This window comes from Burkholderia sp. 22PA0106 (genome assembly GCF_047497155.1).
In the GTDB taxonomy this organism is placed as follows: Bacteria; Pseudomonadota; Gammaproteobacteria; order Burkholderiales; family Burkholderiaceae; genus Burkholderia.
Map to the genome: position 1 here is coordinate 681,363 of NZ_CP163162.1, position 23,684 is coordinate 705,046.

The 23,684-nt window shown below is 68.1% G+C and carries 19 protein-coding genes and 3 pseudogenes; 9 read left to right on the top strand and 13 right to left on the bottom strand.

Going from position 1 to position 23,684, the window contains the following annotated elements; genetic code table 11:
• Window positions 1-1,287 precede the first annotated feature (1,287 nt).
• A pseudogene (locus AB4850_RS02925) lies at window positions 1,288-1,503 on the bottom strand (hypothetical protein); the annotation flags it as partial.
• Between AB4850_RS02925 and AB4850_RS02930 the strand changes: the two are divergent.
• On the top strand, window positions 1,412-1,765 hold the full coding sequence (locus tag AB4850_RS02930) for a hypothetical protein (RefSeq protein WP_414441115.1): 354 nt from the start codon (window positions 1,412-1,414) through the stop codon (window positions 1,763-1,765). The pseudogene AB4850_RS02925 and the gene AB4850_RS02930 sit on opposite strands and share 92 nt — an antisense overlap.
• Before the next feature lie 335 nt (window positions 1,766-2,100).
• Here the strand turns inward: AB4850_RS02930 and AB4850_RS02935 are convergent.
• The 4 genes and pseudogenes from AB4850_RS02935 to AB4850_RS02950 all read right to left on the bottom strand — a co-directional run.
• Window positions 2,101-2,181, bottom strand: a pseudogene (locus AB4850_RS02935) (ESPR domain-containing protein); the annotation flags it as partial.
• 747 nt (window positions 2,182-2,928) lie between these two features.
• Window positions 2,929-3,831: a ferritin-like domain-containing protein gene (locus AB4850_RS02940; protein WP_414441116.1), complete on the bottom strand. Its 903-nt coding sequence runs from the start codon at window positions 3,829-3,831 to the stop codon at window positions 2,929-2,931.
• Window positions 3,832-3,939: 108 nt separating this feature from the next.
• Complete coding sequence (locus tag AB4850_RS02945) at window positions 3,940-4,155, bottom strand: transcriptional regulator (protein ID WP_206130001.1); 216 nt, start codon at window positions 4,153-4,155, stop codon at window positions 3,940-3,942.
• Between the two features lie 259 nt (window positions 4,156-4,414).
• Window positions 4,415-5,065 (bottom strand): NADPH-dependent FMN reductase, encoded by a 651-nt coding sequence (locus AB4850_RS02950; RefSeq protein WP_414441117.1) that lies wholly within the window; start codon window positions 5,063-5,065, stop codon window positions 4,415-4,417.
• A 327-nt stretch (window positions 5,066-5,392) separates the two neighbouring features.
• Between AB4850_RS02950 and pcp the strand changes: the two genes are divergently transcribed.
• From pcp to AB4850_RS02970, 4 genes and pseudogenes are all read left to right on the top strand, one after another.
• Window positions 5,393-6,046 (top strand): pyroglutamyl-peptidase I, encoded by a 654-nt coding sequence (pcp, locus tag AB4850_RS02955; protein WP_414441118.1) that lies wholly within the window; start codon window positions 5,393-5,395, stop codon window positions 6,044-6,046.
• A gap of 412 nt (window positions 6,047-6,458) precedes the next feature.
• Window positions 6,459-7,746, top strand: a pseudogene (locus AB4850_RS02960) (quaternary amine ABC transporter ATP-binding protein); the annotation flags it as partial.
• Window positions 7,739-8,638: a choline ABC transporter permease subunit gene (choW, locus tag AB4850_RS02965; protein ID WP_414441119.1), complete on the top strand. Its 900-nt coding sequence runs from the start codon at window positions 7,739-7,741 to the stop codon at window positions 8,636-8,638. The pseudogene AB4850_RS02960 and the gene choW, both read left to right, overlap by 8 nt.
• A gap of 141 nt (window positions 8,639-8,779) precedes the next feature.
• Window positions 8,780-9,784 (top strand): GlxA family transcriptional regulator, encoded by a 1,005-nt coding sequence (locus tag AB4850_RS02970; protein ID WP_414441120.1) that lies wholly within the window; start codon window positions 8,780-8,782, stop codon window positions 9,782-9,784.
• A gap of 16 nt (window positions 9,785-9,800) precedes the next feature.
• Here the strand turns inward: AB4850_RS02970 and AB4850_RS02975 are convergent, their stop codons facing one another.
• Window positions 9,801-10,493, bottom strand: coding sequence for an aspartyl/asparaginyl beta-hydroxylase domain-containing protein (locus tag AB4850_RS02975; RefSeq protein WP_414441121.1), 693 nt, complete (start codon window positions 10,491-10,493; stop codon window positions 9,801-9,803).
• 336 nt (window positions 10,494-10,829) lie between these two features.
• On the opposite strand from AB4850_RS02975, the gene AB4850_RS02980 reads away from it, so the two are divergent.
• From AB4850_RS02980 to AB4850_RS02995, 4 genes are read left to right on the top strand one after another with little or no spacing between them, the layout of a single operon-like run.
• Complete coding sequence (locus tag AB4850_RS02980; protein WP_414441122.1) at window positions 10,830-12,905, top strand: FUSC family protein; 2,076 nt, start codon at window positions 10,830-10,832, stop codon at window positions 12,903-12,905.
• Window positions 12,902-13,177 (top strand): DUF1656 domain-containing protein, encoded by a 276-nt coding sequence (locus AB4850_RS02985; protein WP_414441123.1) that lies wholly within the window; start codon window positions 12,902-12,904, stop codon window positions 13,175-13,177. The genes AB4850_RS02980 and AB4850_RS02985 overlap by 4 nt, the downstream gene beginning before the upstream one ends.
• Window positions 13,178-13,218: 41 nt before the next feature.
• Window positions 13,219-14,451, top strand: coding sequence for an efflux RND transporter periplasmic adaptor subunit (locus tag AB4850_RS02990; protein WP_414441124.1), 1,233 nt, complete (start codon window positions 13,219-13,221; stop codon window positions 14,449-14,451).
• Window positions 14,448-16,058, top strand: a complete 1,611-nt coding sequence (locus AB4850_RS02995) for an efflux transporter outer membrane subunit (RefSeq protein WP_414441125.1) — start codon at window positions 14,448-14,450, stop codon at window positions 16,056-16,058. The genes AB4850_RS02990 and AB4850_RS02995 overlap by 4 nt, the downstream gene beginning before the upstream one ends.
• 156 nt (window positions 16,059-16,214) lie before the next feature.
• On the opposite strand, the gene AB4850_RS03000 is transcribed toward AB4850_RS02995, so the two are convergent.
• The 7 genes from AB4850_RS03000 to ltnD all read right to left on the bottom strand — a co-directional run bounded on the left by AB4850_RS03000 (window position 16,215) and on the right by ltnD (window position 23,675).
• Window positions 16,215-17,405 carry an NAD(P)/FAD-dependent oxidoreductase gene (locus AB4850_RS03000; protein WP_414441126.1) on the bottom strand — a complete coding sequence of 397 codons (1,191 nt, stop codon included), beginning with the start codon at window positions 17,403-17,405 and terminating at the stop codon, window positions 16,215-16,217.
• Window positions 17,406-17,524: 119 nt separating this feature from the next.
• Entirely contained in the window at window positions 17,525-18,496 is a 972-nt protein-coding gene (gene denD, locus AB4850_RS03005) for a D-erythronate dehydrogenase (protein ID WP_414441127.1), read from the bottom strand.
• A 34-nt stretch (window positions 18,497-18,530) separates the two neighbouring features.
• Complete coding sequence (gene otnI / locus AB4850_RS03010; RefSeq protein WP_414441128.1) at window positions 18,531-19,322, bottom strand: 2-oxo-tetronate isomerase; 792 nt, start codon at window positions 19,320-19,322, stop codon at window positions 18,531-18,533.
• A 75-nt stretch (window positions 19,323-19,397) separates the two neighbouring features.
• Complete coding sequence (locus AB4850_RS03015; protein WP_414441129.1) at window positions 19,398-20,714, bottom strand: MFS transporter; 1,317 nt, start codon at window positions 20,712-20,714, stop codon at window positions 19,398-19,400.
• Window positions 20,715-20,837: 123 nt separating this feature from the next.
• On the bottom strand, window positions 20,838-21,476 hold the full coding sequence (locus AB4850_RS03020; protein WP_414441130.1) for an aldolase: 639 nt from the start codon (window positions 21,474-21,476) through the stop codon (window positions 20,838-20,840).
• Window positions 21,473-22,771, bottom strand: a complete 1,299-nt coding sequence (gene otnK, locus AB4850_RS03025) for a 3-oxo-tetronate kinase (protein WP_414441131.1) — start codon at window positions 22,769-22,771, stop codon at window positions 21,473-21,475. The genes AB4850_RS03020 and otnK overlap by 4 nt, the downstream gene beginning before the upstream one ends.
• A 13-nt stretch (window positions 22,772-22,784) precedes the next feature.
• On the bottom strand, window positions 22,785-23,675 hold the full coding sequence (gene ltnD, locus AB4850_RS03030) for an L-threonate dehydrogenase (RefSeq protein ID WP_414441132.1): 891 nt from the start codon (window positions 23,673-23,675) through the stop codon (window positions 22,785-22,787).
• Window positions 23,676-23,684 lie beyond the last annotated feature (9 nt).

Consider the following 23,684-nt stretch of genomic DNA (forward strand, 5'->3'; position numbering starts at 1 on the left):
CGACAGCGACGTCACATTGCTATTCGTCGACGACAAGCCGGTAGACAGCGAACCGACGCTGGTCGAAGTCGACGAAGACAGCGAAGCGACATTGCTGTTGGTGGTCGACAGTCCCGATGAAATCGACGTGATACCGGTCGACAAGGACGAGACGTTGCTATTGGTCGTGCTCAGTCCGCTCGACAGCGACGTCACATTGCTATTCGTCGACGACAAGCCGGTAGACAGCGATCCAACGCTGGTCGAAGTCGACGAAGACAGCGAAGCGACATTGCTGTTGGTGGTCGACAGTCCCGAGGAAATCGACGTGACGCCCGTCGACAAGGACGAGACGGTGCTATTGGTCGTGCTCAGTCCGCTCGACAGCGACGTCACATTGCTATTCGTCGACGATAAACCGGTAGACAGCGAACCGACGCTGGTCGAAGTCGACGAGGACAACGAAGCGACATTGCTGTTGGTGGTCGACAGTCCCGAGGAAATCGACGTGACGCCCGTCGACAACGACGAGACGGTGCTATTGGTCGTGCTCAGTCCACTCGACAGCGACGTCACATTGCTATTCGTCGACGACAAGCCGGTAGACAACGATCCCACGCTTGTCGAAGTCGACGAGGACAACGAAGCGACATTGCTGTTGGTGGTCGACAGTCCCGATGAAATCGACGTGACGCCGGTCGACAAGGACGAGACATTGCTGTTGGTCGTGCTTAGTCCGCTCGACAACGAAGTGACATTGCTGTTCGTCGAGGAGAGCCCGGTAGACAGCGAGCTTTCCGCCGTGGACGACGCCGTCGACAACGACGTGACGCGGCTGTTGGTCGTGGAAAGTCCCGTGGACAACGAGCCGACACCCGTCGACAGCGAGGCAACGTTACTGTTCGTTGTCGAAAGCCCGCTGGAAATCGAAGTCACACCCGTCGACAACGAAGTGACATTGCTGTTCGTGGTGGAAAGCCCGGTGGACAGCGACCCCACCCCCGTCGACAACGACGACACATTGCTATTGGTCGCGCTCAACCCACTCGACAACGAAGTGACGTTGCTGTTCGTGGTGGAAAGCCCGGTGGACAGCGACCCCACGCCCGTCGACAACGACGACACATTGCTATTGGTCGCACTCAACCCGCTCGACAACGAAGTGACATTGCTGTTCGTCGTGGAAAGCCCGCTCGACAGCGACGTCACACGGCTGTTCGCCGTCGACAACCCGCTCGACGTCGACGTCGACAGGCTCGCGATCGAGCTGGTGGTCGTGCTGGTGGTCGTGCTGAGCCCCGTACTGAGCTGCGAGACAGTGACGGCGTCGGTCGCGGCCGAGCCGTCGGCCAGGTTGGTGATGCGGCGCAGCGTGGTGGCGTTGCCCACCGACACTTCGGCGGTCGGTGCGGCCTGGCCCGTCAGGTAGCCGGTGGTAGTGGGAGCAGCGGCGGCGGTTGCGCTGCCGTTGCCGATCGCGACGCTGCCCGCGTACGACGCGGTCGAATTCGGGCCGAGCGCCACGGCGTACTGGTCGGACGCGGACGCGCCGGCGCCAACGGCCAGCGCGCTGGTGGAGCTGGCCACCGAAAAACGCCCGACGGCAACCGCCGAGGCGCCGGAGGCGGTGGCGCCGCCGGTACCGGAGCTGTCGCCGCCGCCGATCGCCACCGAGCTGCTCGCGGTCGCGCGCGTGTCGTTGCCGACCGCCGTCGAGCCCAGCCCGGTCGCGCCGGAGCCGGAACCCACGGCGATCGCGCTGGAGCCGGTGGCGAATGCGTTGTGACCGAAGGCGGTGGTGTAGATGCCGGTGGCGGTCGCGCCATTGCCAACCGCTATCGAGGTGGTGCCGGTGGCCGTGGAGCCGTAGCCGAGCGCCATCGAGGCGATGCCGGACGACGTGGAGTTCGACCCGATCGCGATCGCACCGGTGCCGGTGGCGGTGGTGTTGCTGGGCGTGTAGACGCCCAGCACCGCCGCATTGCCGCCGATCGCGATGGCCGACGTGCTGGTGGTGACGCCGCCGCCGGTCGCGTACTGCGCGTGCGCGACCTGATTGGTCGCGCCGGCAACCAGCACGGCGGTGGTGACCGCTTTTGCAACTGCCGATTTATTGGGTTTACCCCGAGCCGAATCGTTTTCCGATGCAGCCACCCAAGCCCCGAGAGATTCGTTCCAGATAGAACGGTAATTGCGATTCATACTGCCTTTCTCCACGGAGCCGTGCGTTGCACCAGGCAAAATCAAGTGTGATGGCCGGCATGCACGGAAAAGCGATCAATTGCGCGGATTCTATGAGAGCTCGCTAATTTCAAATGAAAACAACTGCAAACTCGCAGGTATCAACTGTAAAACAGTGTTCGACGATTCTGTTTTATAGGCTTGTTAAGTTTTATGAAGAATCAGTAAGTCGAATGGTGTAAGTGCATTGTATCGGTCAAAAGTCCCTGGTCATCTGCGGGAAATCCATGATGAATAAGGGACTATGGAAATTTTTCGGTGTATTCAAAGGTAACTCTGTATTAAAAAATGCTGCAATGCGTAAAAATTTCGTAGGGGTAGATCGCTCCGAATTTGTAAAAATGAAAACGGAAAATTTATCAATTCAACATTTATGTAGGTTTGTAAAAACGATTAACTAAACTGTTTCATAACGAGAGAAGTGTGGTGAAAATGATATAACCTGGGTGCGATCCGTAAATGATCTGGTGCATTGGCACCAGGCAAAGTGGAGCAAATTGCACCAGTTGCGCGCGTCCTGTCGATGCGGCGAGCGCTTTCAAAACGAGGGATTTTCGGCTGCGGCAGCCTTTCCGGCCGGTTTCGGTTTTCTTCGATCCGAATGGTCGGGGGATGGCCGGACGTGACGGCGCAACGAGTGGCGAGGCGGGGAGACGGGACGACGGAGGGCAGGGAGCGGGCGGCCGTGCGGCCACCCGGTGGTTTGAATTACGTCCGGATGAATTTCAGTGCGAGGCGCGCCAGGCGCGGTACGAACTTCGGGCGCAGCAGGCGCGGGTCGTAGCCGGCCATGCGCCGATCGTTCTCGGCCAGGCACAGCTCGATCAGGGCGCGCGGCTTCAGCGCGTCGGTGCCCACGGTGGCGGCGGCGTTGGCGGGGAAGTTGGCGTCGTGGGCCACGCCGTCGGCGTCGATGCCGCGCGCAATGCCGATACGATCGCGGATCAGCGTCGCCCAGATCGCGGCCACGCGCAGGAAGAACCACGGCCGCTTCCACCACGGCAGGTTGCGCCAGTACCACGCGTACCAGTTCGCGAAGAACAGGATATGGCGGCCTTCCTCCTGGATCACCGGTTCGAAGGTTTCCACGAGCGCCTCGGGGAAGAAGCCCGATTGCTGCGCGGAACGGAACAGCCCGAACGCGAAGAAGCTGTCGATGCACTCGCTGAAGCCGGTCAGCACCCAGGCCCATTCCGGGTCGGTGGGTGCCGGGTAGGGCGGCTCGGGCGCGAGGTGGATGCCGTAGGCTTCGACGAGCCTGGACAGCACGACCTTGTGGCGCGCTTCCTCCTCGCCGTCCATCTGCAGCGCCGAGCGCAGCAGCGGGTCTGTCACGGTGGCGGCGAAGGTGGCCACGCGGATCGAGGCACGGCCTTCGGTCTGCACGGCGATGTCCCAGATCGGCAGCGCCGTGAGCCGTTTCAGTTCGTCGGGGGCAAGCGGCGGCCAGTCGATGATGGCCGGTTTGTAGGGGTTATGGGTATCGAGCAGCATGCGGCAGAACATCTGGCGGTGCGCGTCGGAGCCGATGCGCACGGGGCCGGTATCGTCGTGCGCCCAGTTGCGCATGGCGTGGTCGGCCGCTTGCTCCTGTTGTAGCGTGTCGGACATAAGCGTGGGTAGGACGTTGGCAAGAAAACGAGGTGGATTATTTTTCCATAGGCCACCGTTTTCTGTTTTTTCGTGCCAGGTCGTACGCCGTGTCCGGCTTGCGTTGCGTCAACTGTGGGCGTCGATCCAGATGCGTCCCCAGCGGGACGCGTAGGCGAGGGCGAGCGCCTCGTCGAAGAAGAAGTCGATGGCGTCGAACGAATAGGCGCGCGGGGGCCCGGCCGTGGTCCGCTCGATCGTGAGGTTCGCGGCGAACAGCCCATTGGGCTGCTGCGCGGCGGCGGGCGCCATTTCGTAGCCTTTGTAGCGGATCGGACGATTCATTGCAGGGGAGAGCGTGAAGTGCAGGAGGTTCCAGCGTAAGCGCCCCGGTGCCGCGTCGGAACCAATCTTTCCGGCGAAGCATATGCCCGCGAATGGGCGAATCCTTAGCATCGCGGCCGCGGTGAACGGCGCCATCGGGCCGGGCGGCCCGGCGCGCGGCATGCCGGGCACGCACGCAAAAAAGCCGGTCGGCGACCGGCTGTCGGGGTGCTTGCCAGCCGCGCGGGGCGCGGCGGCGGGCAATGCGTGGGGTGCCGCGTTACTTCGAAGCGAGCTTCAGCACCGGCGCGAAACCGCCGTCGGTGGCCACGCGCGTCGCGGCCCGGTGCGAGGCGAAGGCGAGCGCGAACTCGGCGGCTTGCGCGCCGACCGTTTCGAGCTGGCCGGCCACCTTGGCGTCGGTGCAGGTGTCGGCGGATTCGAAGCGCGTTTCGAGAGTGTTGACGGCGGCGCCGAACGGCGTCGGCCAGCCGCGCAGCGCATGGACGATCGAGCGCAGCGAACTCAGCACGGTGCCGGCGGCTTGCCAGCCGTAGGCTGTGACGATACAGCCCACGGCGCGGCCGTCGAGGTAGGGGCGCTCGTCGGCGCGCAGCTCTTCCAGGGTGTCGAGCGCGTTCTTGACGAGGCCGGACACGCCGCCGTGGTAGCCGGGCGTCGCGATGATCACGGCGTCGGCGTCGCGTACGGCTTCGATCAGCTCGATCTGGGCGGCGCTGAGGCTTTTCTGCTCCGGGGCGTAGTGCGGCAGCGAATGCAGGAACGGGCCGTCGAACAGCCGCGTGCGTGCGCCGGCCGCTTGCGCGCCGCGCAGGGCGAAGCCCAGTGCGCGCTCGGTGGACGAGGCGGCGCGGGTGGTGCCGCCGATGCCGACGATGAAGGGTCGGCGGTGTTGGTCGAATGCAGTCAAAATGCGCTCCCGGAATGCGGTGCCTGATCGGGCAGGCCTGAACCGCCATGGTAGCGAGCCGTGCGCGCCGCGCGAAACGACTTTTCGTTCTATCGATATGCGCTGGAGCATGGCAAGCGGCCCGGTGGGCCGGTCGATTGGATAGCACGATTGCCTGGTTGGACGCGGCCGGAGGCGTCACTAAGATCGATCGGGACGCGTTGAATTCAGGCGTTGTCTCTGACATGGGTTGGCCCCGCCGGCGGAAACGCCGCCGGGGCATTTTTTCTGGTGCGCGCGGTTCCGGGCCTAAGATGGGCGCTTGCGCCATCCTTCGGGGCCGTTTGCATGAGCACGAGCACGATTCTTGTCACCGGGTTCGCGCCGTTCGGCGGCGACGCCCACAACCCGTCGTGGGACGCGGCCCGCCGTGTCGATGGCGAAACGCTCGACGGTGCGCGCGTGGTGGCGCGCTGCCTGCCCTGCATGTTCGACGAGGCCGGGCCGGCGCTGCTGGCGGCGATCGAGCACACTGCGCCCGCGCTCGTGCTGTGCCTCGGGCTGGCCGCCGGGCGCGCCGACGTATCGGTCGAGCGGGTGGCGATCAACGTGATCGACGCGCGCATTCCCGATACCGCCGGCCGGCAGCCGATCGACGTGCCGGTGGTGGCGGACGGCCCGGTCGGCTATTTCTCGACGCTGCCGATCAAGGCGCTGGTGCGCGACCTGCGTGCGGCCGGCATTCCGGCCTCGGTCTCGCAGACGGCCGGCACCTATGCCTGCAACGCCGTGTTCTACACGCTGCTGCATCACCTCGCCACGCGGCGCACGGCCACGCGCGGCGGCTTCGTGCATCTGCCGTGCGACCCGGCGCTGGCGGCTCGGCATCCGGGCATGCCGAGCCTGTCGGTGGACCTGCAGGCGCAGGCTATTCGCGTGATGGCGGCCACCGCGCTCGCCGTGGAGCACGACGTACGCATGGGCGAGGGCGCGGTGCAGTAGCGGGTGCGCGACGTTGTGTATCGTCCGGATTCCTGATCAACGAGGTGGCGTCACGGTGCCGAATCGGATGCGTGCGCAACTATCCTGACAGCGTGAAAGGAACCGGAAAGCAAGGCCTTTCGGCGCGGCGAACGAGGTGCGACCGGGTTGCACCTTTGGCGCGTCCGGCGCATCGAACGCCCGCGCGCCGAGGCCCCTTGCGGGCCTGTCGGCGATCGGACACGATCTTGTCGATTTACGACTTTCCGGCTTGTGTTTTTCCGCCGCGCGGGCGGCGTCGAACGGGGTTGACGCGTTGCACGATGCTGTCTCACATTGCACGCCCGGCGTGGCTTTTCACGTGATGCAACGCCGCAAGCGGAGGGCCTTGGGCCGCCGCGCCGCGCCAGGCTTGGCGTCGCATGACAAATGCAGGTGTCGTATTTGCGCAAGCGACTGTCGGAATTCGTCGGCTGCCTGTACTTTTTTCTAGCAACCATTGAGGCACGCTCTGTTGGTGCGAGCCCCCGCTACACGAGGAGAAGGTTTCAATGGATGCCCCCAAGGTCGTGGTCGAAGGTCTGTGCAAGGTTTTTGGTAATAACCCTAAGCAGGCGCTCGACATGCTCGCAGCCGGGTCGACGAAGGACGATATCTTCAAGCAGACCGGCCAGGTGGTCGGTGTGCACGACGTGTCGTTCGACGTTCAGGAAGGCGAGATTTTCGTGCTGATGGGCTTGTCCGGTTCGGGCAAGTCCACGCTGATCCGCCTCGTCAACCGCCTTGTCGAGCCGACGGCCGGCAAGGTGCTGATCGATGGCCGCGATGTCGCGGCCGTGCGCCGCTCGGAGCTCACCGCGCTGCGCCGGACCGACATGAGCATGGTGTTCCAGTCGTTCGCGCTGATGCCGCAACGCACCGTGCTGTCGAACGCCGCGTTCGGCCTGGAAGTGGCCGGCGTGAGCCGCAAGGATCGCGAACGCCGCGCGATGGACGTGCTGGAGCAGGTCGGCCTGGCGGCATTCTCGAAGAAGCTGCCGTCCGAGCTGTCGGGCGGGATGCAGCAGCGCGTCGGCCTGGCCCGTGCGCTGGCCGTGAACCCGTCGCTGATGATCATGGACGAGGCGTTCTCGGCGCTCGATCCGCTCAAGCGCAAGGAAATGCAGAACGTGCTGCTGCAACTGCAGAAGGAGCAGCGCCGCACGATCATGTTCGTGTCCCACGATCTGGAGGAAGCGCTGCGGATCGGCACGCGGATCGCGATCATGGAAGGCGGCCGGCTCGTGCAGGTGGGCACGCCGCAGGACATCATCGCGAACCCGGCGGACGAATACGTGCGCGCGTTCTTCGACGGCATCGACACCAGCCGCTACCTGACGGCCGGCGACCTGATGCAGACCGGCGCGGTGCCGGTGGTTTCGAAGTTCGACGCGGCCAACGTGGCCGCCACGCTGAACGGCAGCGCCGATTACGCGTTCGTGCTGGACGAGGCACGCAAGATCCGCGGCTTCGTCACGCGCGAGGCGATCGGCACCAGCGCGCCGAACCTGCGCCAGATCGAATGCATCCGGCACGACGCCACGCTCGATCACGTGGTCGAACGCGTGGTGGCCAGCCCGAATGCCCTTCCCGTCGTCGATGCCGACGGCTGTTACTGCGGTTCCGTGGATCGGGCCGTGCTCCTGAAAGCCATTACCCGCTCGCGAGGCTCCCATGTCTGAAATGATTCCGCTCGGCACTTGGGTCGACCAGGGCGTCCGTTACCTGCTCGACCATGATGCGAAGACGTTCGATGCGATCGGACGCGTGATCGAAAGCCTGGCCGCTGCCGTCGAACACGGCCTGCAGGCGATCCCGATGTGGCTGATGATGGCGATCTTCATCGGCGTCGGGCTGTGGCGGGTGGGCTGGCGCTTCGCGATCTTCACTACCGCGGCGATGCTGCTGATCTTCGCGACCGGCTTCTGGGATCAGACGGTGATCACGCTCGGCCTGACGCTGTCGTCGACCATCATCAGCCTCGTGCTGGGCATTCCGCTCGGCATCTGGGCGGCCAAGAGCAAGGTGGTGGCGACCATCGTGCGTCCGATCCTGGATCTGATGCAGACCATGCCGGCGTTCGTCTACCTGATTCCGGCCGCGATGCTGTTCGGCCTGGGCCGCGTGCCGGGGATTCTGTCCACGGTGATCTTCGCGATGCCGCCGGCCGTGCGCCTGACGAGCCTCGGCATCCGCCACGTGAACCGCGAGATCGTGGAAGCGGGGCAGGCCTTCGGCTGCACGCCGTGGCAACTGCTGTACAAGGTGCAGATCCCGAACGCGCTGCCGTCGATCATGCAGGGCGTGAACCAGACCATCATGATGGCGCTGTCGATGGTGATCATCGCGTCGATGGTGGGCGCGGGCGGCCTCGGCAACGACGTGCTGGCCAGCATTCAGCGTCTGGACATCGGCCTGGGCTTCGAAAGCGGCCTGTCGGTGGTGCTGCTCGCGATCGTGCTGGACCGCATCACCGAAAGCTTCGGCCGTGCGCCCGGCGCGGCACGCGCACCGCTGTTCTCGGGGTTCCGCCAGTTGTTGGGCACGAAGTCGTCGGCCGCCCAGCAGGCCTGAGCGTTGCCCGGAGCCGGCTTGTCTGCCGGCTCCGGGGTTTCCTGTTGTACCGTTCCAAGCGTTTCGTTCCTGTTGCCTGCCCGGGCGGCGTCGTGCCGCCCGGGCAGGCTTCGTGCAACCTGCTCAGGCCGGAGACCGATCGTGAGCCTTGCAGTCGAGACCGTTCCCGTCGCCCGTGCGACGTCCCCCCAGGCGCTTGCGCATTTCGGTTTTCTCACGCTGCCCGACTTCTCGATGATCGCGTTCACGAGCGCGGTGGAAGTGCTTCGGATGGCGAACTACGTGGGCCGCGCCGAGCATTACCGATGGTCGATCTACTCGCTCGACGGCGGCCCGGTGCAGGCCAGCAACGGCATCGCCGTGCGCCCGACGCTGCCGCTCGATCTCGACGGCCCGCTGCCCGACGTGCTGATCGTATGCGGCGGGGTGCGCATCCGCGAGGTGGTGGACGCGCGCACGCGCGAGGCGCTCAATGCGCTGGCCGAACGCGGGCTGCCGCTCGGCGGCATCTGCACCGGCGCGTACGCGCTGATCTCGGCCGGCGTGCTCGACGGCTATCGCTGCACCGTGCATTGGGAGAACCTCTCGGCGCTGCACCGCGAATTCCCGCGCGTGCATTTCGCCGACGAGCTGTTCGTGGTGGACCGCGACCGGCTGACCTGCACCGGCGGCACCGCGCCGCTCGACCTGATGCTGAACCTGGTGGGCGCGCGGCTCGGCCAGCCGCTGGCCGCTCAGGTATCCGAACAATTCATCGTGGAGCGGATTCGCGGCGCGGGGGATCCGCAGCCGATTCCGGTCGATGCGCGCGTGGGTTTCTCGCGCGCCGAGCTGGTGGAGGTGGTGAGGCTCATGGAAGCCAATATCGAGGAGCCGCTGTCGCTCGACGAGCTGGCCCGCCTCGTGCGCCTGTCGCAGCGCCATCTGCAGCGCATGTTCAAGGTCTATCTGAACGTGTCGCCCACGCACTACTACCTGACGCTGCGCCTGAAGCGCGCGCGGGACCTGCTGCGCAGCACCGACGCGTCGATCTCGCGCGTGACCAGCGTGTGCGGCTTTCATTCGCCCTGCCATTTCAGCAAGGCCTATCGCGCGCAGTTCGGCCACGCGCCGAGCTACGAGCGCCGCACGCCGACCCGCCAGTAACGCCCGCCGCCACCGTTCAAACCGGAATCGACCCGCCGCGCAGCCGGATGCCGACCTGGATCAGTCGCACGATCGCGGCCGACAGCAAGCGCAGGCCCGGCGGCAGGTCGCGGCGGCGGATGTCGAGCAGCAGCACGATGCGCACGCTGTCACTGTCGTTCCAGACTTCGTGCTCGAACGTGTCGTCCCACAGCAGGAACTGGCCGTCGTCGAGGCGATGGTCGCGGCCGTCGATCTTCAGCACGGCGGCCGGGCTGCCGTCGTCGTGCTTCGGCATCGACAGAACCAGATAGCCGCGCAGCACGCCGCGGAACGGCCCGCGATGCGGCGGAATGTGCTTGCCCGGCGCGAGGAACGACAGCGAGGCCGACAGCACGTCGGGCGTGGCGTCCACGATCGCGGCGAGTGCCGGGCAACGCACGCGGTTCTTCTCGAAGCCCACGCCGTAGGCCTGCAGGATGAACATGCGCCAGTCGCGCGCGTCGTTCGCCGAGATGTCGGCCTGCTCGCGCATGATCTCGTGGAAGCGCGGAATGCGCGGCAGGTCGCGCGCGACGTCGAGCGCCTCGTCGCGCAGCGTGCGCCAGGCCGCCGTGAAACGCCGCGCGTCCGGGAACAGCGCGGCTGTGTCGAGCACCGCCGCGCTGCGGATCTTGCGATCGTAAAGGTGGCGCAAGGTACGCGCGCCGAGATCGTAAAAAGCAGCCATGTGGATCGCCGAGTGGCCCGCGGGGCGCCGTTCGCTACGGATGACGAACGATTCCGGTCCCGAACCGGGCATGTGAAGGCGATCATCCCAGATGGGGCTTACGGTTCCATATCGCCACTGTAACAATGTATGACCAGCGCGCGGCTGGTAATGAAGCGTGATGATTTGGCCCCGGCGGGGGCCGCCTGCGACCTTCGGCCGGTAAGAAAATAGGGGCGACATGCTATGATCGGCGCGCTTTGCCCGCTCGGCCGTCACCGGCTGGCATCGGCCGTTCCGACCGGCCGATGATTCGTGTCCGGCGGGTTGCCACACCTTGTTTCCCCAAGCGCATCGATGCCACTGATTCGACCTGGTCGCATCCTCCTCTCGTTCAAGCTCTACCTCGCCGCGATGCTCGCGCTCAGCATCGCGTTCGTGCGTGGCTTCGACTACCCGTACTGGGCGATGATGGTGGTCTACATCCTCGCCCTCGACTCCACCGCCGCGATGCGCCAGAAATGGCTCTACATGCTGGCCGGCACGCTGGCCGGCGCGGGCGTCGGCCTGCTCGCGTCGATTGTGTTCTCGCTGTCCCAGCTGGTGATCGTCGGCGCGATGATGGCGCTGATCAGCGTGACCACGTTCTTCGCGGTGGGCGACCGCCTGCCGAGGTTCTACGGGTTCCTGATGGCCGGCACCACCTGCCTGCTGGTGGCGATGCCCGGCATCACCACGCCCGACATGGTCTGGCTGCGTGTGGTGGATCGCGTGCAGGACGTGATGGTGGGCGCGTTCATCCTGTTCCTCGTCGATACGCTGTTGCTGGTGCATACCTCGCGCGACGAGCTGGGCGCGGTGGTGGACGGTTGGCTGGCGCACCTGCGCAGCCTGTGCGTGGCCGCGCTGCGAGGCGAGGCGTGGGAGCACGGCCCGCCGGGGCGCGTGCCGCCGGCCGAGCGCCGCGAGGATCACGAGGCCAAGCTCGTCAAATCGGTCGGGCTGATCGATGTGCTGTCGTCCTATCTGCCGTTCGACCGGCTGAGCCGGGGCGGGCGCCGCCGCGAGGCCGCCGAGGCGATCCGGCTGCGCGGGCTGCGGCTGTTGCCGCACCTGTATCGCATGAGCGACATCGACGCGCACCGCGAGACGCACGGCCTGCCACGCGCCGACGTGGCGCTGCGCGAATCGCTGGCCGGCTGGATCGAGGCCGGCAACCCCGACGACGCGCGCGCGGCGCTGCATGCACGGTTGCGCCGCCGCGTCGAGGTGGCCCCCGACGACTGGGATGCGCTGCTGGTGCGCATGCAGCGCCGCTGCCTGCGCGGCATCTTCGCGCTCTGGTGCCTGATCGGCGCGGCGCGCGCCAATCTGTCGGCGCGCCATCCGTCGCGCTCGCGGCTGCCGCGTCGGCACAATGCCACGCCGCTGGTGCTGCCGCATGTCGATCTCGGCTACCGGCTGCGCATCGTGCTCGGCACGGTGCTGCACATGGCCACGTTCGCGGTGTTCTGGAACCTGTTCGACTGGGTGTCCGCCTTCGCGGCGCTCGGCATGTTGCTGAGTACGACGTTCTTCGTGGTCAGCGCGCGCTCGCCCGCGCCGGTGACTACGCTGCTGGGCATCGCGCGCGTGGTGGCGATCGCGCTGGGCATCGTGTTCGTGTACGTGACGGCGATCCTGCCGCACACCAGCTCGATGGTGACGGTGGCGCTGGTGCTGTTCCCGGCGCTGTTCGTGCTCGGCCTGGTGGTGCCCGACCCGGGCAAGGTGCTGTTCGCGGTGCTGCCGATGGCGCTGCTGCGGCTCGGCAACAACGGCCCGTCGGTCGATCTGGCGCAGTTGCTGAACAGCGTGCTGGGGCTCGCGATCGGGCTGTGCTCGGCGCTGTTGTGGCTGGTGCTGCTGGTGCGCCTGCCGGCCGGTGGCCCGGTCGGGCGCGTGCAGCGCGAATCGCGGGCCGACCTGCGCGACGTTGTGCGGGGCCGCGAAGACGATGCGCAAGCCTACGAGCAGCGTGCGCTCGACCGCTTCATCCTGCTGTCGCAATGGGCGCCGGCCGCCACCGGCAAGCCGGCCGACGCGGCCGTGATCGACGAGTCGCCGCCGGCCCGTGCGATGCGCGAGATGCGCATCGGCAGCGAGTTGATCCGCGTGCAGCGCCGCCTGCCGGACAGCGCGTGGCTGATCACGGCGGTGGGGCGTCTGCTGTCGGCGGCGGACGCGCAGGGCAAGCGCGACGGCGCCGACGCGCCGCCAACCTCGCCCGTCGCGCTCGATACCTTCCTGCACGCGGCGGCCGGCCTGCCGGTGTTCGCGCAGGCGCTGCTGGCCGACGTGCGGCTCGCACTCTATCCGCATGCCGCCCCGCCGGTGCCGCCTCGCGCCGACGCGGGCGGCAACGCCAACCCCGCTCCCGGAGCCGCGTCATGATTTCGCCCGAAGTCGATCTGCTGGGCATTTTCGTGCCGATGCCGGCCGTGGCGATCGCGGTGGTGTTCGTGCTGCTGTTCGTGCTGCGCCGCGTGCTCGACCGTTTCCTGCATATCTGGCCGCTCGGCGGCCGGGTCTGGCACGTCGGCCTGATCCAGGTGTGCCTGTTCCTGATCCTGCTGGCCGTGGTGCTGCGCATCTTCGGCGGGCCGAGCGCGCTGCCGTTGTCGTCGGCGCTCGACGACTGGCTGCATCGGCTGTTCCGGCCCTGATGCGTTTCCTTCATCTCATTGCATCCTAGCGAGGATTCGCCGTGCATTTCACGCCCCGCCAATCGAGGATCATCGGTACCGTCTTCCAGTCGTTGCTGGCGCTCTTCATCGTCGCGATCGCGGCCATCGCCGCCGCCTACATGTGGACCTATTACGAGCGCGATCCGCGCACGCGCGACGCCCATGTGCGCGCCGACGTGGTCAACGTGACGACCGACGTCAGCGGCCTGCTGACCGAGGTGAACGTGCACGGCAACGTGTTCGTGCATCGCGGCGACGTGCTGTTCCGCGTCGATCCGCAGCGCTTTCAGATCGCCGAGCAGAAGGCGCGCGCGAGCCTGGAGAGCGCCGAGGCGCAGCGCGTGTACGCCGGCCAGCAGGCCGCGCGCAACCGCGCGTTGCGCGGCGCGGTGTCCGAGCAGAGCGTCGAGCAATCCGATCAGGCGCTGCGCGGCGCGCAGGCCGCTGTGGACGAGGCGCGCGCGGCGCTGGCCTCGGCGCGGCTCGATCTCGAACGCGCGACCGTGCGCGCGCCGTTCGACGGCATCGTGACCAACGCGACGCTGCATCCGGGGCGCTTCGTCAGCGCGGGCACCGGCATGCTGGCGCTGGTCAACGTGGCGTCGCTGCGCGTGGAGGGCTATTTCCAGGAGACGCGCATCTCGCGCATCCACGTGGGCGACCGGGCGCGGATCTGGCTGATGGGCGAGGGCGCGCCGCTCGACGGCCATGTGATCAGCGTGGTCGGCGCGATCCAGGATTCCGACACGGCGGCCGGCGCGGGCGCGCTGGTGCCGTCGATCAATCCGAACTTCGCGTGGGTGCGGCTCGCGCAGCGCGTGCCGGTGTGGATCGCGTTCGACGATGTGCAGACGCATATCGACGCGCGCCTGATCAGCGGACGCACGGCTTCGGTGGCGATCCTCAAATCGGGCGACGCGCAAGCGAAGCCGGGCGCGCAGCCGAACGCACCGGGCGGCACCGCGCCCGAGCGGATGCCGGCGGGAGCGTCCGGGGCATCGGCTGCGGCGGTTGTCAACACATCGGGGGCATTGGCTGCATCGGGTGCTTCGGGCATGCCGGGTGCATCCATCGCATCCAGGGCAACGGCTGCATCCGGCGCTTCCGGCATGCCCGGCACATCCACTGCATCGGGGGCATTGGCTGCATCGGGTGTTTCCGGCATGTCAGGCACATCCACCGCATCCGGCGCATCGAGCCGATCCGGCCCATCCACCGCTTCCACCGCCTCGGCCACGCGAGGGCAGCCATGAACCGCGTCATGACGCGCCTGCCGCGCGGCGTGCTGGCCGCGTCGTCGTTGTGCCTGACGATGAGCGCCTGCACGCTGTTCCATCCGCTCGGCCCCGATTACCGCGCGCCCGACGCGCCGGCCGCCGCGCAACGCGCGTTGCCGGGCGTGCCCGCCGCCGCGTCGGGCGCCGATGTCGCTCCGGCCAGCGGCGCGCAGGCCGCCACGCCGCCCGCGCTCGGCCGCACGGCCGCCGGCGTGCCGCAAGCCGACCCGGCCACGCTCTACACGCCCGCCACCGTGCCCGACGACTGGTGGAAGCTGTACGCCGATCCCGACCTGAACGCACTGGTGGAAGAAGCGCTTCGCGCCAACCTCGACTTGCGCCAGGCCGCCTCGACGCTGGCCGCCGCGCAAACGGCGCTCGATCAGGCCCGCGCGGCGTGGCTGCCGTCCACCAGCCTGTCGGCGAGCTACGCGCGCGAGCGCAACAACGTCTACGGCGCGTCGGGCCTGCATCGCTTCAATGCGGCCGGCATCAATCTCGGCGTGTCGTACGAGGTGGACCTGTTCGGCCGGATTCGCCGCGCGGTGGAAGAGGCCAGCGCGAGCTACGACGCGCAAACCTTCGCGTTCGCGGCCGCGCAGATCAAGCTCGTGGTGAACACCGTCGACGGCTATCTGCTCGCGTGCCAAGGCAACGCGGCGCTGGCCAACGCACGCGATCAGCTCGGCATCGCCGATCGCCAATATCAACTCGTCGAGCGCCTGCATGCGCATGGCGCGGCGGCCGACGTGGACGTGTTGCAGGCGAAGGCGCAGCAGCAGGCGCAGGCAGCGACCATCCCGAACCTGGAGGCCAACCGCCAGGCGGCGCTGTATTCGCTGGCGGTGCTGCTCGGGCGCGGGCCGTCCGACGTGCCGCCCGCCGCCGAGCGCTGCACCGCGCCGCCGCGCATCGCGCACACGCTGCCGGTGGGCGACGGCCTGAGCCTGCTGCGCCGCCGCCCCGACGTGGCCGAGGCCGAGCGCCAGCTCGCCGCGCAGACGGCCGGCATCGGCGTGGCGATGGCCGCGCTGTATCCGCAGGTGTCGCTGGGCATCGGCGTGGGCGGCAAGGGCGCCACCGTGGCCGGCGCGTTCCGCTCGACCGGGCGCACCTGGCAGCTCGGGCCGTTGCTGGAATGGAATTTCCCGAACGTCGAGGTCGCGCTTGCGCAGGCGCGTGGCCAGCAGGCGAACGCCCGCGCGGCGCTGTCGCATTACGACTCGACCGTGCTGGTGGCGGTGAAGGAAACCGATACGGCGCTCGACGCCTACGCTCACGCGCTCGAATACGATGCAGCGCTGGCCGATACCGAGCAAACCGATGTCGCGCTGCTGGCCGAAACCGAGCGGCTCTACAAACACGGCGCGGTGGCCTATCTGAACCTGCTCGATGCACAGCGCTCGCTGGTCAGCGTGCGGGCGCAGCGCGTGTCGGCGCAGGCCGGCGTGTCGCGCGCGCAGGTGGCGCTGTTCCAGGCGCTCGGCGGTGGCTGGAGCGATTCGGCCGCGCGCGCGAGCGAGGCGGACCGCGTCGCGCGCGAGCGTTTCGATGCGCAGATGAAGGGCACGGCGGCGCGCTGAACGGCGGCGGGGGCGTGTGTGCCGCGATGCCGCGTCAGGCCGTGTCGTCCCGCCGCATGCGCGCGTCTCGATGTGCAGATGAGGGGCACGGCGGCGCATTGAACGGCGGCCGAGGCATGCATCGCCGATGCCGCCTCGGATCACGTCACGCCGTATTCATTGCTCGGCGGGGAAGCGGATTGTCGCGATCGGCGAGAACTCGCTGGCGTCGTGGCCGATCAGGCGGTCGGGCGCGAAATCGGCCAGCAGCGCATCGCGGCGCCCGGCCACCAGCTCGTCGGCGATCAGCCGGCCGAGCAGCGGGCCGAGCGTCATGCCGCTATGGGTGGCCGCCACGTAGGCGCGCCGCTTCGGCGTGACGAAGCCGATCGCCGGCAGCCCGTCGGCCGGCCGCGAGCGTTGCCCCACCACGATCCGCTCGATGCGCGCGCCTCCAGTGTTGCCGAACCAGCCGTGCAGGCGGTGCAGCAGTTCGCGGGCGATGTCGCTGTCGATCGCGGGCGGGTTGGCCGGGTCGGCGTGATCGTCGAGATCCAGGGCCTGCAGCAGCAGCCGGCCGCCGCCGTCGGGGCGCACGTTGAGATCCGGGCCGATCAGGTTGCTGTGCAACTGCACCAGTTGCGGATCGGTCGAGGCCAGGAAGCCGCAAGCGATCCTGTCCTTGCGTTCGGCGTCCACCATCGCCAGGCCGATGCCGAGCGTGGCGGCCAGCCTGGCTGTCCAGCGGCCGGTGGCCAGCACGCAGGCATCGCCCGTCCAGCGCTCGCCGGACGACAGATCGAGCGTCACGCCGTCATCGCGCTCGTCGATGGCGCGCACTTCGGTGTGCTCGTGCGCCACCGCACCGGCGGCGCGCGCCTCGGCCCACAGATGCGCCATCAGGATCGACGGCGCAATCAGGCCTTCGGACGGGAAATGCCAGACGGGCGCCTGCTCGTCGGCCAGTTGCAATTCGGGGATGCGCGCGCGCACGAACGCGGGCGAGACTTCCACCGCCGGATAGCCGAGCGCCTGCAGCTTGGCGGCGCGCTCGCCGAGCCGTTGCTGCTGGAGTGCATCGCCGGCCCATTCGAACGTGCCGCAGGCGTCGAACCAGCGCGCCTCGGTGCGGCACTGCTGCTGCAGCGTCGCATGTTCCGCGATGCCGGCGCAGTTCAGCGCGTGATAGCTGACGGGGCTTTTGCCGTTGGAGTTGATCCAGGCGAAGCTGGTGCTGCTGGTGCCGCTGCCGAGGCGTTTCTGCTCGAAGACGGTCACGCCCGCGCCCAGCAGGGCCAGCGATCGTGCGATGGCGAGGCCGATGATGCCGCCGCCCACGACCGCGATACGGGGACGATGAGTTTGCATGATGGAAGCCCGGGAAGAGCGCGGCGGAACGCGTCGGGGCGTGCCCGCCGCTGCGTTCGATGGTCCGCTATCCTAACCGCTCGCCGCCCCGGGCGTCCTTTCGGGCGGCTTACCTCGCCTCAGCCCTGCTCGTCCTCGATATAAGCGCGAATCACGTCGGCGAACGCGGTATCGCCCACCAGCCCGAGCGATTCGGCGCGCGCCGTATCCCAGCGGCCCGGCCAGCTGCCGACGATCGCCACCACGCGCGGGTCGATCTCGTGGCGGATCTTCGCGACCGGCGCGTCGCCGGCCACCTCGCGCAGCGCATCGATCATCTCGCCCACGCTGACCGAAATGCCGGGCAGGTTGATCACGCGACGCTTGCCGAGCGCCGCGCCGTCGAGTTCGCAGCCGGCCACCAGCGCCTCCACCGCGCGGCGCGGCGACAGCAGCCAGAGGCGCGTGTCGAGCGGCACCGGGCACACCGCGTCTTCGCCGTTCAGCGGCTCGCGGATGATGCCGCTCGCGAACGACGACGCCGCCGCGTTCGGGCGGCCCGGGCGCACGCTGATGGTCGGCAGGCGCAGCACGCGGCCATCGACGAAGCCGCGCCGCGCGTAGTCGCACAGCAGCAGCTCGGCGATCGCCTTCTGCGCGCCGTACGACGATTGCGGGTTCAGGGCGGTCTCGTCGAGCACCACCTCGGGCAGCGCGCCGCCATAAACAGCCACCGAACTCGTGAACACCACGCGCGGCGTGTGGCCGAGCGCGCGGCATACGTCGAGCAGCGTGCGCGAGGCATCCAGGTTGATGCGCATGCCCAGTTCGAAATCGGCTTCGGCCTGGCCGCTGACGATCGCGGCCAAGTGGAAGATCGCGCCGGTGTGCGTATCGATCGCGCGTTCGAGCACGGCGCGATCGGAGATATCGCCGACCAGCGTCTTCACGCGCGGGTCGTCGAAGCCGGCCGCTTCCACCACGTCGAGCAGCAGCAGTTCGTCGATGCGCTCGCGCGCGCCGTTCGGGCCGGCGAGTTCGCCGAGGGCCAGCAGTTGGGTGGCGAGGCGCTTGCCGAGGAAGCCGGCGCCGCCGGTGATCAGGACTTTCATGGGCGTGTCTTTCGTGTCGGGTGAGGAGGTGTGCTTAGACGGCGGGCGCTTGCAGGTACGGACGCAGCCAGCCGAGGCCGTCGGACGTGCCGGCCTTCGGGCGGTATTCGCAGCCGATCCAGCCGTCGTAGCCGAGCGCGTCGATCTGCTCGAACAGGTAGGGGTAATTCAGCTCGCCGAGGTCCGGCTCGTGGCGGTCGGGCACGCCAGCGATCTGGATATGGCCGATGCCGGCGAAATCGCGCTTGAGCTTCATCGCGATGTCGCCCTCGACGATCTGACAGTGATAGCAGTCGAACTGCACGCGCAGGTTCGGCGCGCCCACGTCGCGGCAGATCGCCTGCGCGTCGTCCTGGCGGTTCAGGAAATAGCCGGGGATGTCGCGCGTGTTGATCGGCTCGATCACCACCAGCAGGCCGGCGGCGTGCGCGGCTTCGGCCGCGTAGGCCAGGTTGTGGACGTAGGTGTCGCGATGGCGCGCGCGGTCGGCGTCGGCGGGCACCAGGCCGGCCATCACGTGCAGCTTGTCGTTGCCGATGGTGCGGGCGTAGTCGAGCGCGGTATCCACGGCGTGGCGGAATTCGTCCTCGCGGCCCGGCAGCGCGGCGAAACCGCGTTCGCCGGCGGCCCAGTCGCCCGGCGGCGCGTTGAACAGCGCCTGCACGAGGCCGGCGTCGCTCAGGCGCGTCTTCAGTTCGGCGGCGTCGAACTCGTAGGGAAACAGGTACTCGACGGCCTTGAACCCGTCGCGCGCCGCGGCGGCGAAGCGCTCGAGGAACGGGTGCTCGGTGTACATCATCGAAAGATTCGCGGCGAAGCGTGGCATGGCGGCGGTTCCGTCAGGAGAGTGGAGCGGCGCCGCGCGGCAGGTCCGAAGGCGTGCCGGCGGAGCGTTGAAGAATCAGCGGTTCACGAGTTTCGCGGGCGTCAGCCAGACGGCGAGCGCGCCGATCACCAGCATGCCGGCCAGCATGTACATGCCGGACGCGGTGCTGTGGGTGGCGTCGCGCAGATAGCCGATCAGGTAGGGGCTGGCGAAGCCCGCGAGGTTGCCGACCGAGTTGATGATGGCGATCCCGGCGGCGGCGGCGCTGCCCGCCATGAACGCGGTGGGCAGCGACCAGAACAGCGGCGCGCAGGTCAGCACGCCGCCGGCCGCGATCGACAGGAACACGATCGACACGGCGGTATTGTGCGGGAACAGCGCGGCCACGGCGAAGCCGATCGCGCCCATCGTGGCGGGCACGATCAGGTGCCAGCGGCGTTCGCGGCGGCGGTCGGAGCTGTAGCCGAACAGGTTCATCACGACGATCGCCACCAGGAACGGGATGGCCGACAGCAGGCCGATCGTGAAGTTGTCCTGAATGCCGGTGGATTTCACCAGCGTGGGCATCCAGAACGTCAGGCCGTACTGGCCCGTCACGAAGCTGAAGTAGATCAGCGACATCCACCACATGCGCTTGTCGGCGAACACGGCGCGCAGCGAATGCTTTTCCTTCGATTGCAGATGCGGCTGCGCGGCGATGTCCTCATGCAGCAGCGTCTTTTCGCGGGCGGTGAGCCACTTGGCGCGGTCGATGCCGTTGTCGAGATAGAACAGCGTCGCGATCCCCACCAGCACGGCCGGCACGGCTTCGAGCATGAACATCCATTGCCAGCCATGGAAGCCCGAGCCGCTGTGAAAGCGCCCCATGATCCAGCCCGACAGCGGGTTGCCGAAGATGCCCGAGACGGGAATCGCCGACATGAACACCGCGATCACCTTGGCGCGCCGGTGCGACGGGAACCAGTACGTGAGGTAGAGGATCACGCCCGGGTAGAAACCGGCTTCGGCCAGGCCGAGCAGGAAGCGCAGCGCGTAGAACTGGGCGGGTGTCTTGACGAACGCGAACAAGGCCGACAGCAGGCCCCACGTGATCATGATCCGCGCGATCCAGATCTTCGCGCCGATCTTGTGCATCAGCAGGTTGCTCGGCAGTTCGAACAAAAAGTAGCCGACGAAGAAGATGCCCGCACCGAGGCCGAACACCGTCTCGCTGAACGCGAGATCCTGCGACATCTGCAGCTTGGCGAAGCCGACGTTGACGCGGTCGAGGTAGGCCACCACGTAGCACAGCATCAGGAACGGCATGATGCGCCAGAAGACCTTCTTGTAGGTGCTATCGAGTTCGGTGGGGCTCGCCTGGGCGGCGGCCGGCGCGGCGGGATGCGGTGTCATGGTGTCGTCTCCGTGTGGTGTCTGTCGCGCGCGATTCGGATCGCGAGTCGTTGGGCGGCGCGGGCGGGCTTGCGTGGCCCGCCTGCCGCCGTTGCGCCGGGGCTTAGGGGCTTACCAATCGGCTTACCAGCGCGCGCCGAAGGTGTTGCGCAGGTCGTCGAGCGCGGCCGCATCGAGCGGCGCGGGCTTCGGGTTCGTCATCAGCCAGAGCCGCGCGGTTTCCTCCAGTTCCTCCAGCACGGCCGACGCCTGTTCGACCGACGGCGCCCACACCACCGGCCCGAGCCGTTCGAGCAGCACGCCGCGCACGCGGTCGGCCAGCGCCGCGACCTCGGCCGCCACCGCCGGATCGCCGGGGCGGCGATAGGGGATCAGCGGGATATGGCCGACCTTCATCACGTAGTACGGCGTGATCGGCGGCAGCACGTCCTCGTTCTGCCACACGCCCGCGAGCGTCAGCGCCACCAGATGCGTGGAGTGCGTATGCACCACGCCGCGCGATTCGGGATTGCGTTCGTAGATGCCGCGATGCAGCGCCAGCGTTTTCGAGGCCTTGTCGCCCGACACCTGGTTGCCGCTCAGGTCGACCTTGGCGATGCGGGCCGGATCGAGCCGGCCGAGGCAGGCGTCGGTGGGCGTGATCAGCCAGCCGTCGTCGAGCCGCGCGCTGATGTTGCCGGCCGTGCCGACGGCGTGGCCGCGCGCGAACAGGCTCGCGCCCACTTCGCAGATGGTGTCGCGCAGGGTGCTTTCGTGGCTCATCCGAGCTGCTCCAGTTGCTTGAGGGCCTTGTCGAAGAAATCGACGGCGCCGAAATTGCCCGACTTCAGCGCCAGCGCGAACCGGCCGTCGAGGGTGGCCGTGGCCGGCACGCCCGGGTCGATCTGCGCGCCGATCTGCAAGGCGCGTACGCCGAGCGCCTGCACCACCGAGCCCGAGGTTTCGCCGCCCGCCACCACGAAGCGGCGCACGCCGCGCGCCTGCAAGCCGCGCGCGATGTCGGCCAGCGTCAGCTCGACCAGCTCGCCGGCCGCTTCCACGCCGAGTTGACGTTGCACCGCCTTCACTTCGTCGGGGGTGGCCGTCGCGTAGATCAGCACCGGCTCGGGCAGGTGCCGATCCGCGAATTCGAGCGCGGCCACCGCCACCGCCTCGCCGCGCGCCACGGCGAGCGGATCGATGCGGAACGCCGGGCGCTGCGCCTCGCGCCAGTGGGCGACCTGTGCGTTGGTGGCCTTCGACGCGCTGCCGGCCAGCACCGCGGCCAGGCCGCCGATGCCGGGCAGCGCCGCCGCGTCGCCGCGTTCGGGCAGCAGCCCCGCGCGGCGGAAGTTGGCCGGCAGGCCGAGCGCGATGCCCGAGCCGCCCGTCACCAGCGCGTGATCGGCGCAGGCTTCGCCCACCACGTGCAGATCGGCGTCGGACAGCGCATCGGTGATCGCGAAGCGCACGCCGTCGGCGTGCAGCGCCGCGAACGCGTCGCGCACGGCTTGCGCGCCGCGCGCGATGGTGTCGTAGCGCACCATGCCGACCTTCGACGGCGTTTGCGCCTGCAGCACGCGCACCAGGTTCGCGTCCTTCATCGGCGTGAGCGGGTGGTTCTCCATGCCCGATTCGTTGAGCAGGCCGTCGCCCACGAACAGGTGGCCGCGATAGATGGTGCGGCCGTTTTCCGGGAACGCCGGGCAGGCGATCGCGAGCTGGTCCTGCGCGCCGAGCGCCTTGGCGAGCGCGTCGGCCACCGGGCCGATGTTGCCGGCGTCGGTCGAATCGAACGTCGAGCAGTATTTGAAATAGAACTGGCGGCAGCCTTGCGCGCGCAGCCAGGCGAGCGCCTCGAGCGATTGCGCGACGGCGTCGCCGGCGGCGATCGTGCGCGACTTCAGCGCGACGATGATCGCGTCGGCGTCGAGTGGCGTGCCGGCGTCGGGCACGCCGATCGTCTGCACGGTGCGCATGCCGCTCTTGACGAGCATGTTGGCGAGATCGGTGGCGCCGGTGAAATCGTCGGCGATGCAGCCGAGCAGCGGCCGCGTGGAGGTATGGGAAGCAGTCATGGTGAAGGTTCCGTCAACGGGCGTTCGGCAGCGTGATGCCGGGGAAGGTCTTGATCACGGCGGAATCGTCCTCGCCGCCGTGGCCGGCGCTCGACGCGCTCATGAACATCTGGTGCGCGGTGGCCGACAGCGGCAGCGGGAACTTGCTGCGGCGCGCGGTATCGAGCACGAGGCCGAGATCTTTCACGAAGATGTCGACCGCCGACAGCGGCGTGTAGTCGCCGTTCAGGATGTGCGGCACGCGGTTCTCGAACATCCACGAGTTGCCGGCGCTGTGCGTGATGACCTCGTACAGGGCATCCGGATCGACGCCTTCGCGCAGGCCCAGCGCCATCGCCTCGGCGGCCGCGGCGATATGCACGCCGGCCAGCAACTGGTTGATGATCTTGACCTTCGAGCCGGCGCCGTATTCGTGGCCGAGCCGGTAGACCTTGCCCGAGATGGCGGCCAGCACGTCCTCGCAGGCGGCGTAGGCGGCGGCGGGGCCGGACGTCATCATCGTCATTTCGCCCGAGGCCGCGCGCGCGGCGCCGCCCGACACGGGCGCATCGAGCATCAGCAGGCCGGCCGCCTCGACGCGCGCGCCGAGCTGCACGGCGAATTCGGGCGAGACGGTGGCGCTCGAGATCACCGTCGAGCCGGTGCGCATGGCCGGCACCGCGCCGTGTTCGCCGAACAGCACCGTTTCGGTTTGCGCGGCGTTGACCACCAGCGTGACCACCACCTCGCACTTCGCGCCCAGCTCGGCCGGGCTGGCGCAGCGCCGGCCGCCCTCGGCCGCGAAATCGGCGAGCACCTGCTCGCGCACGTCGCACGCATGAACCGTGAAGCCGGCGCGCAGCAGCGAGCGGGCAACGCCCAATCCCATCGCGCCGAGACCGATGACGCCTATTTGTCGTGACATGGTGAACCT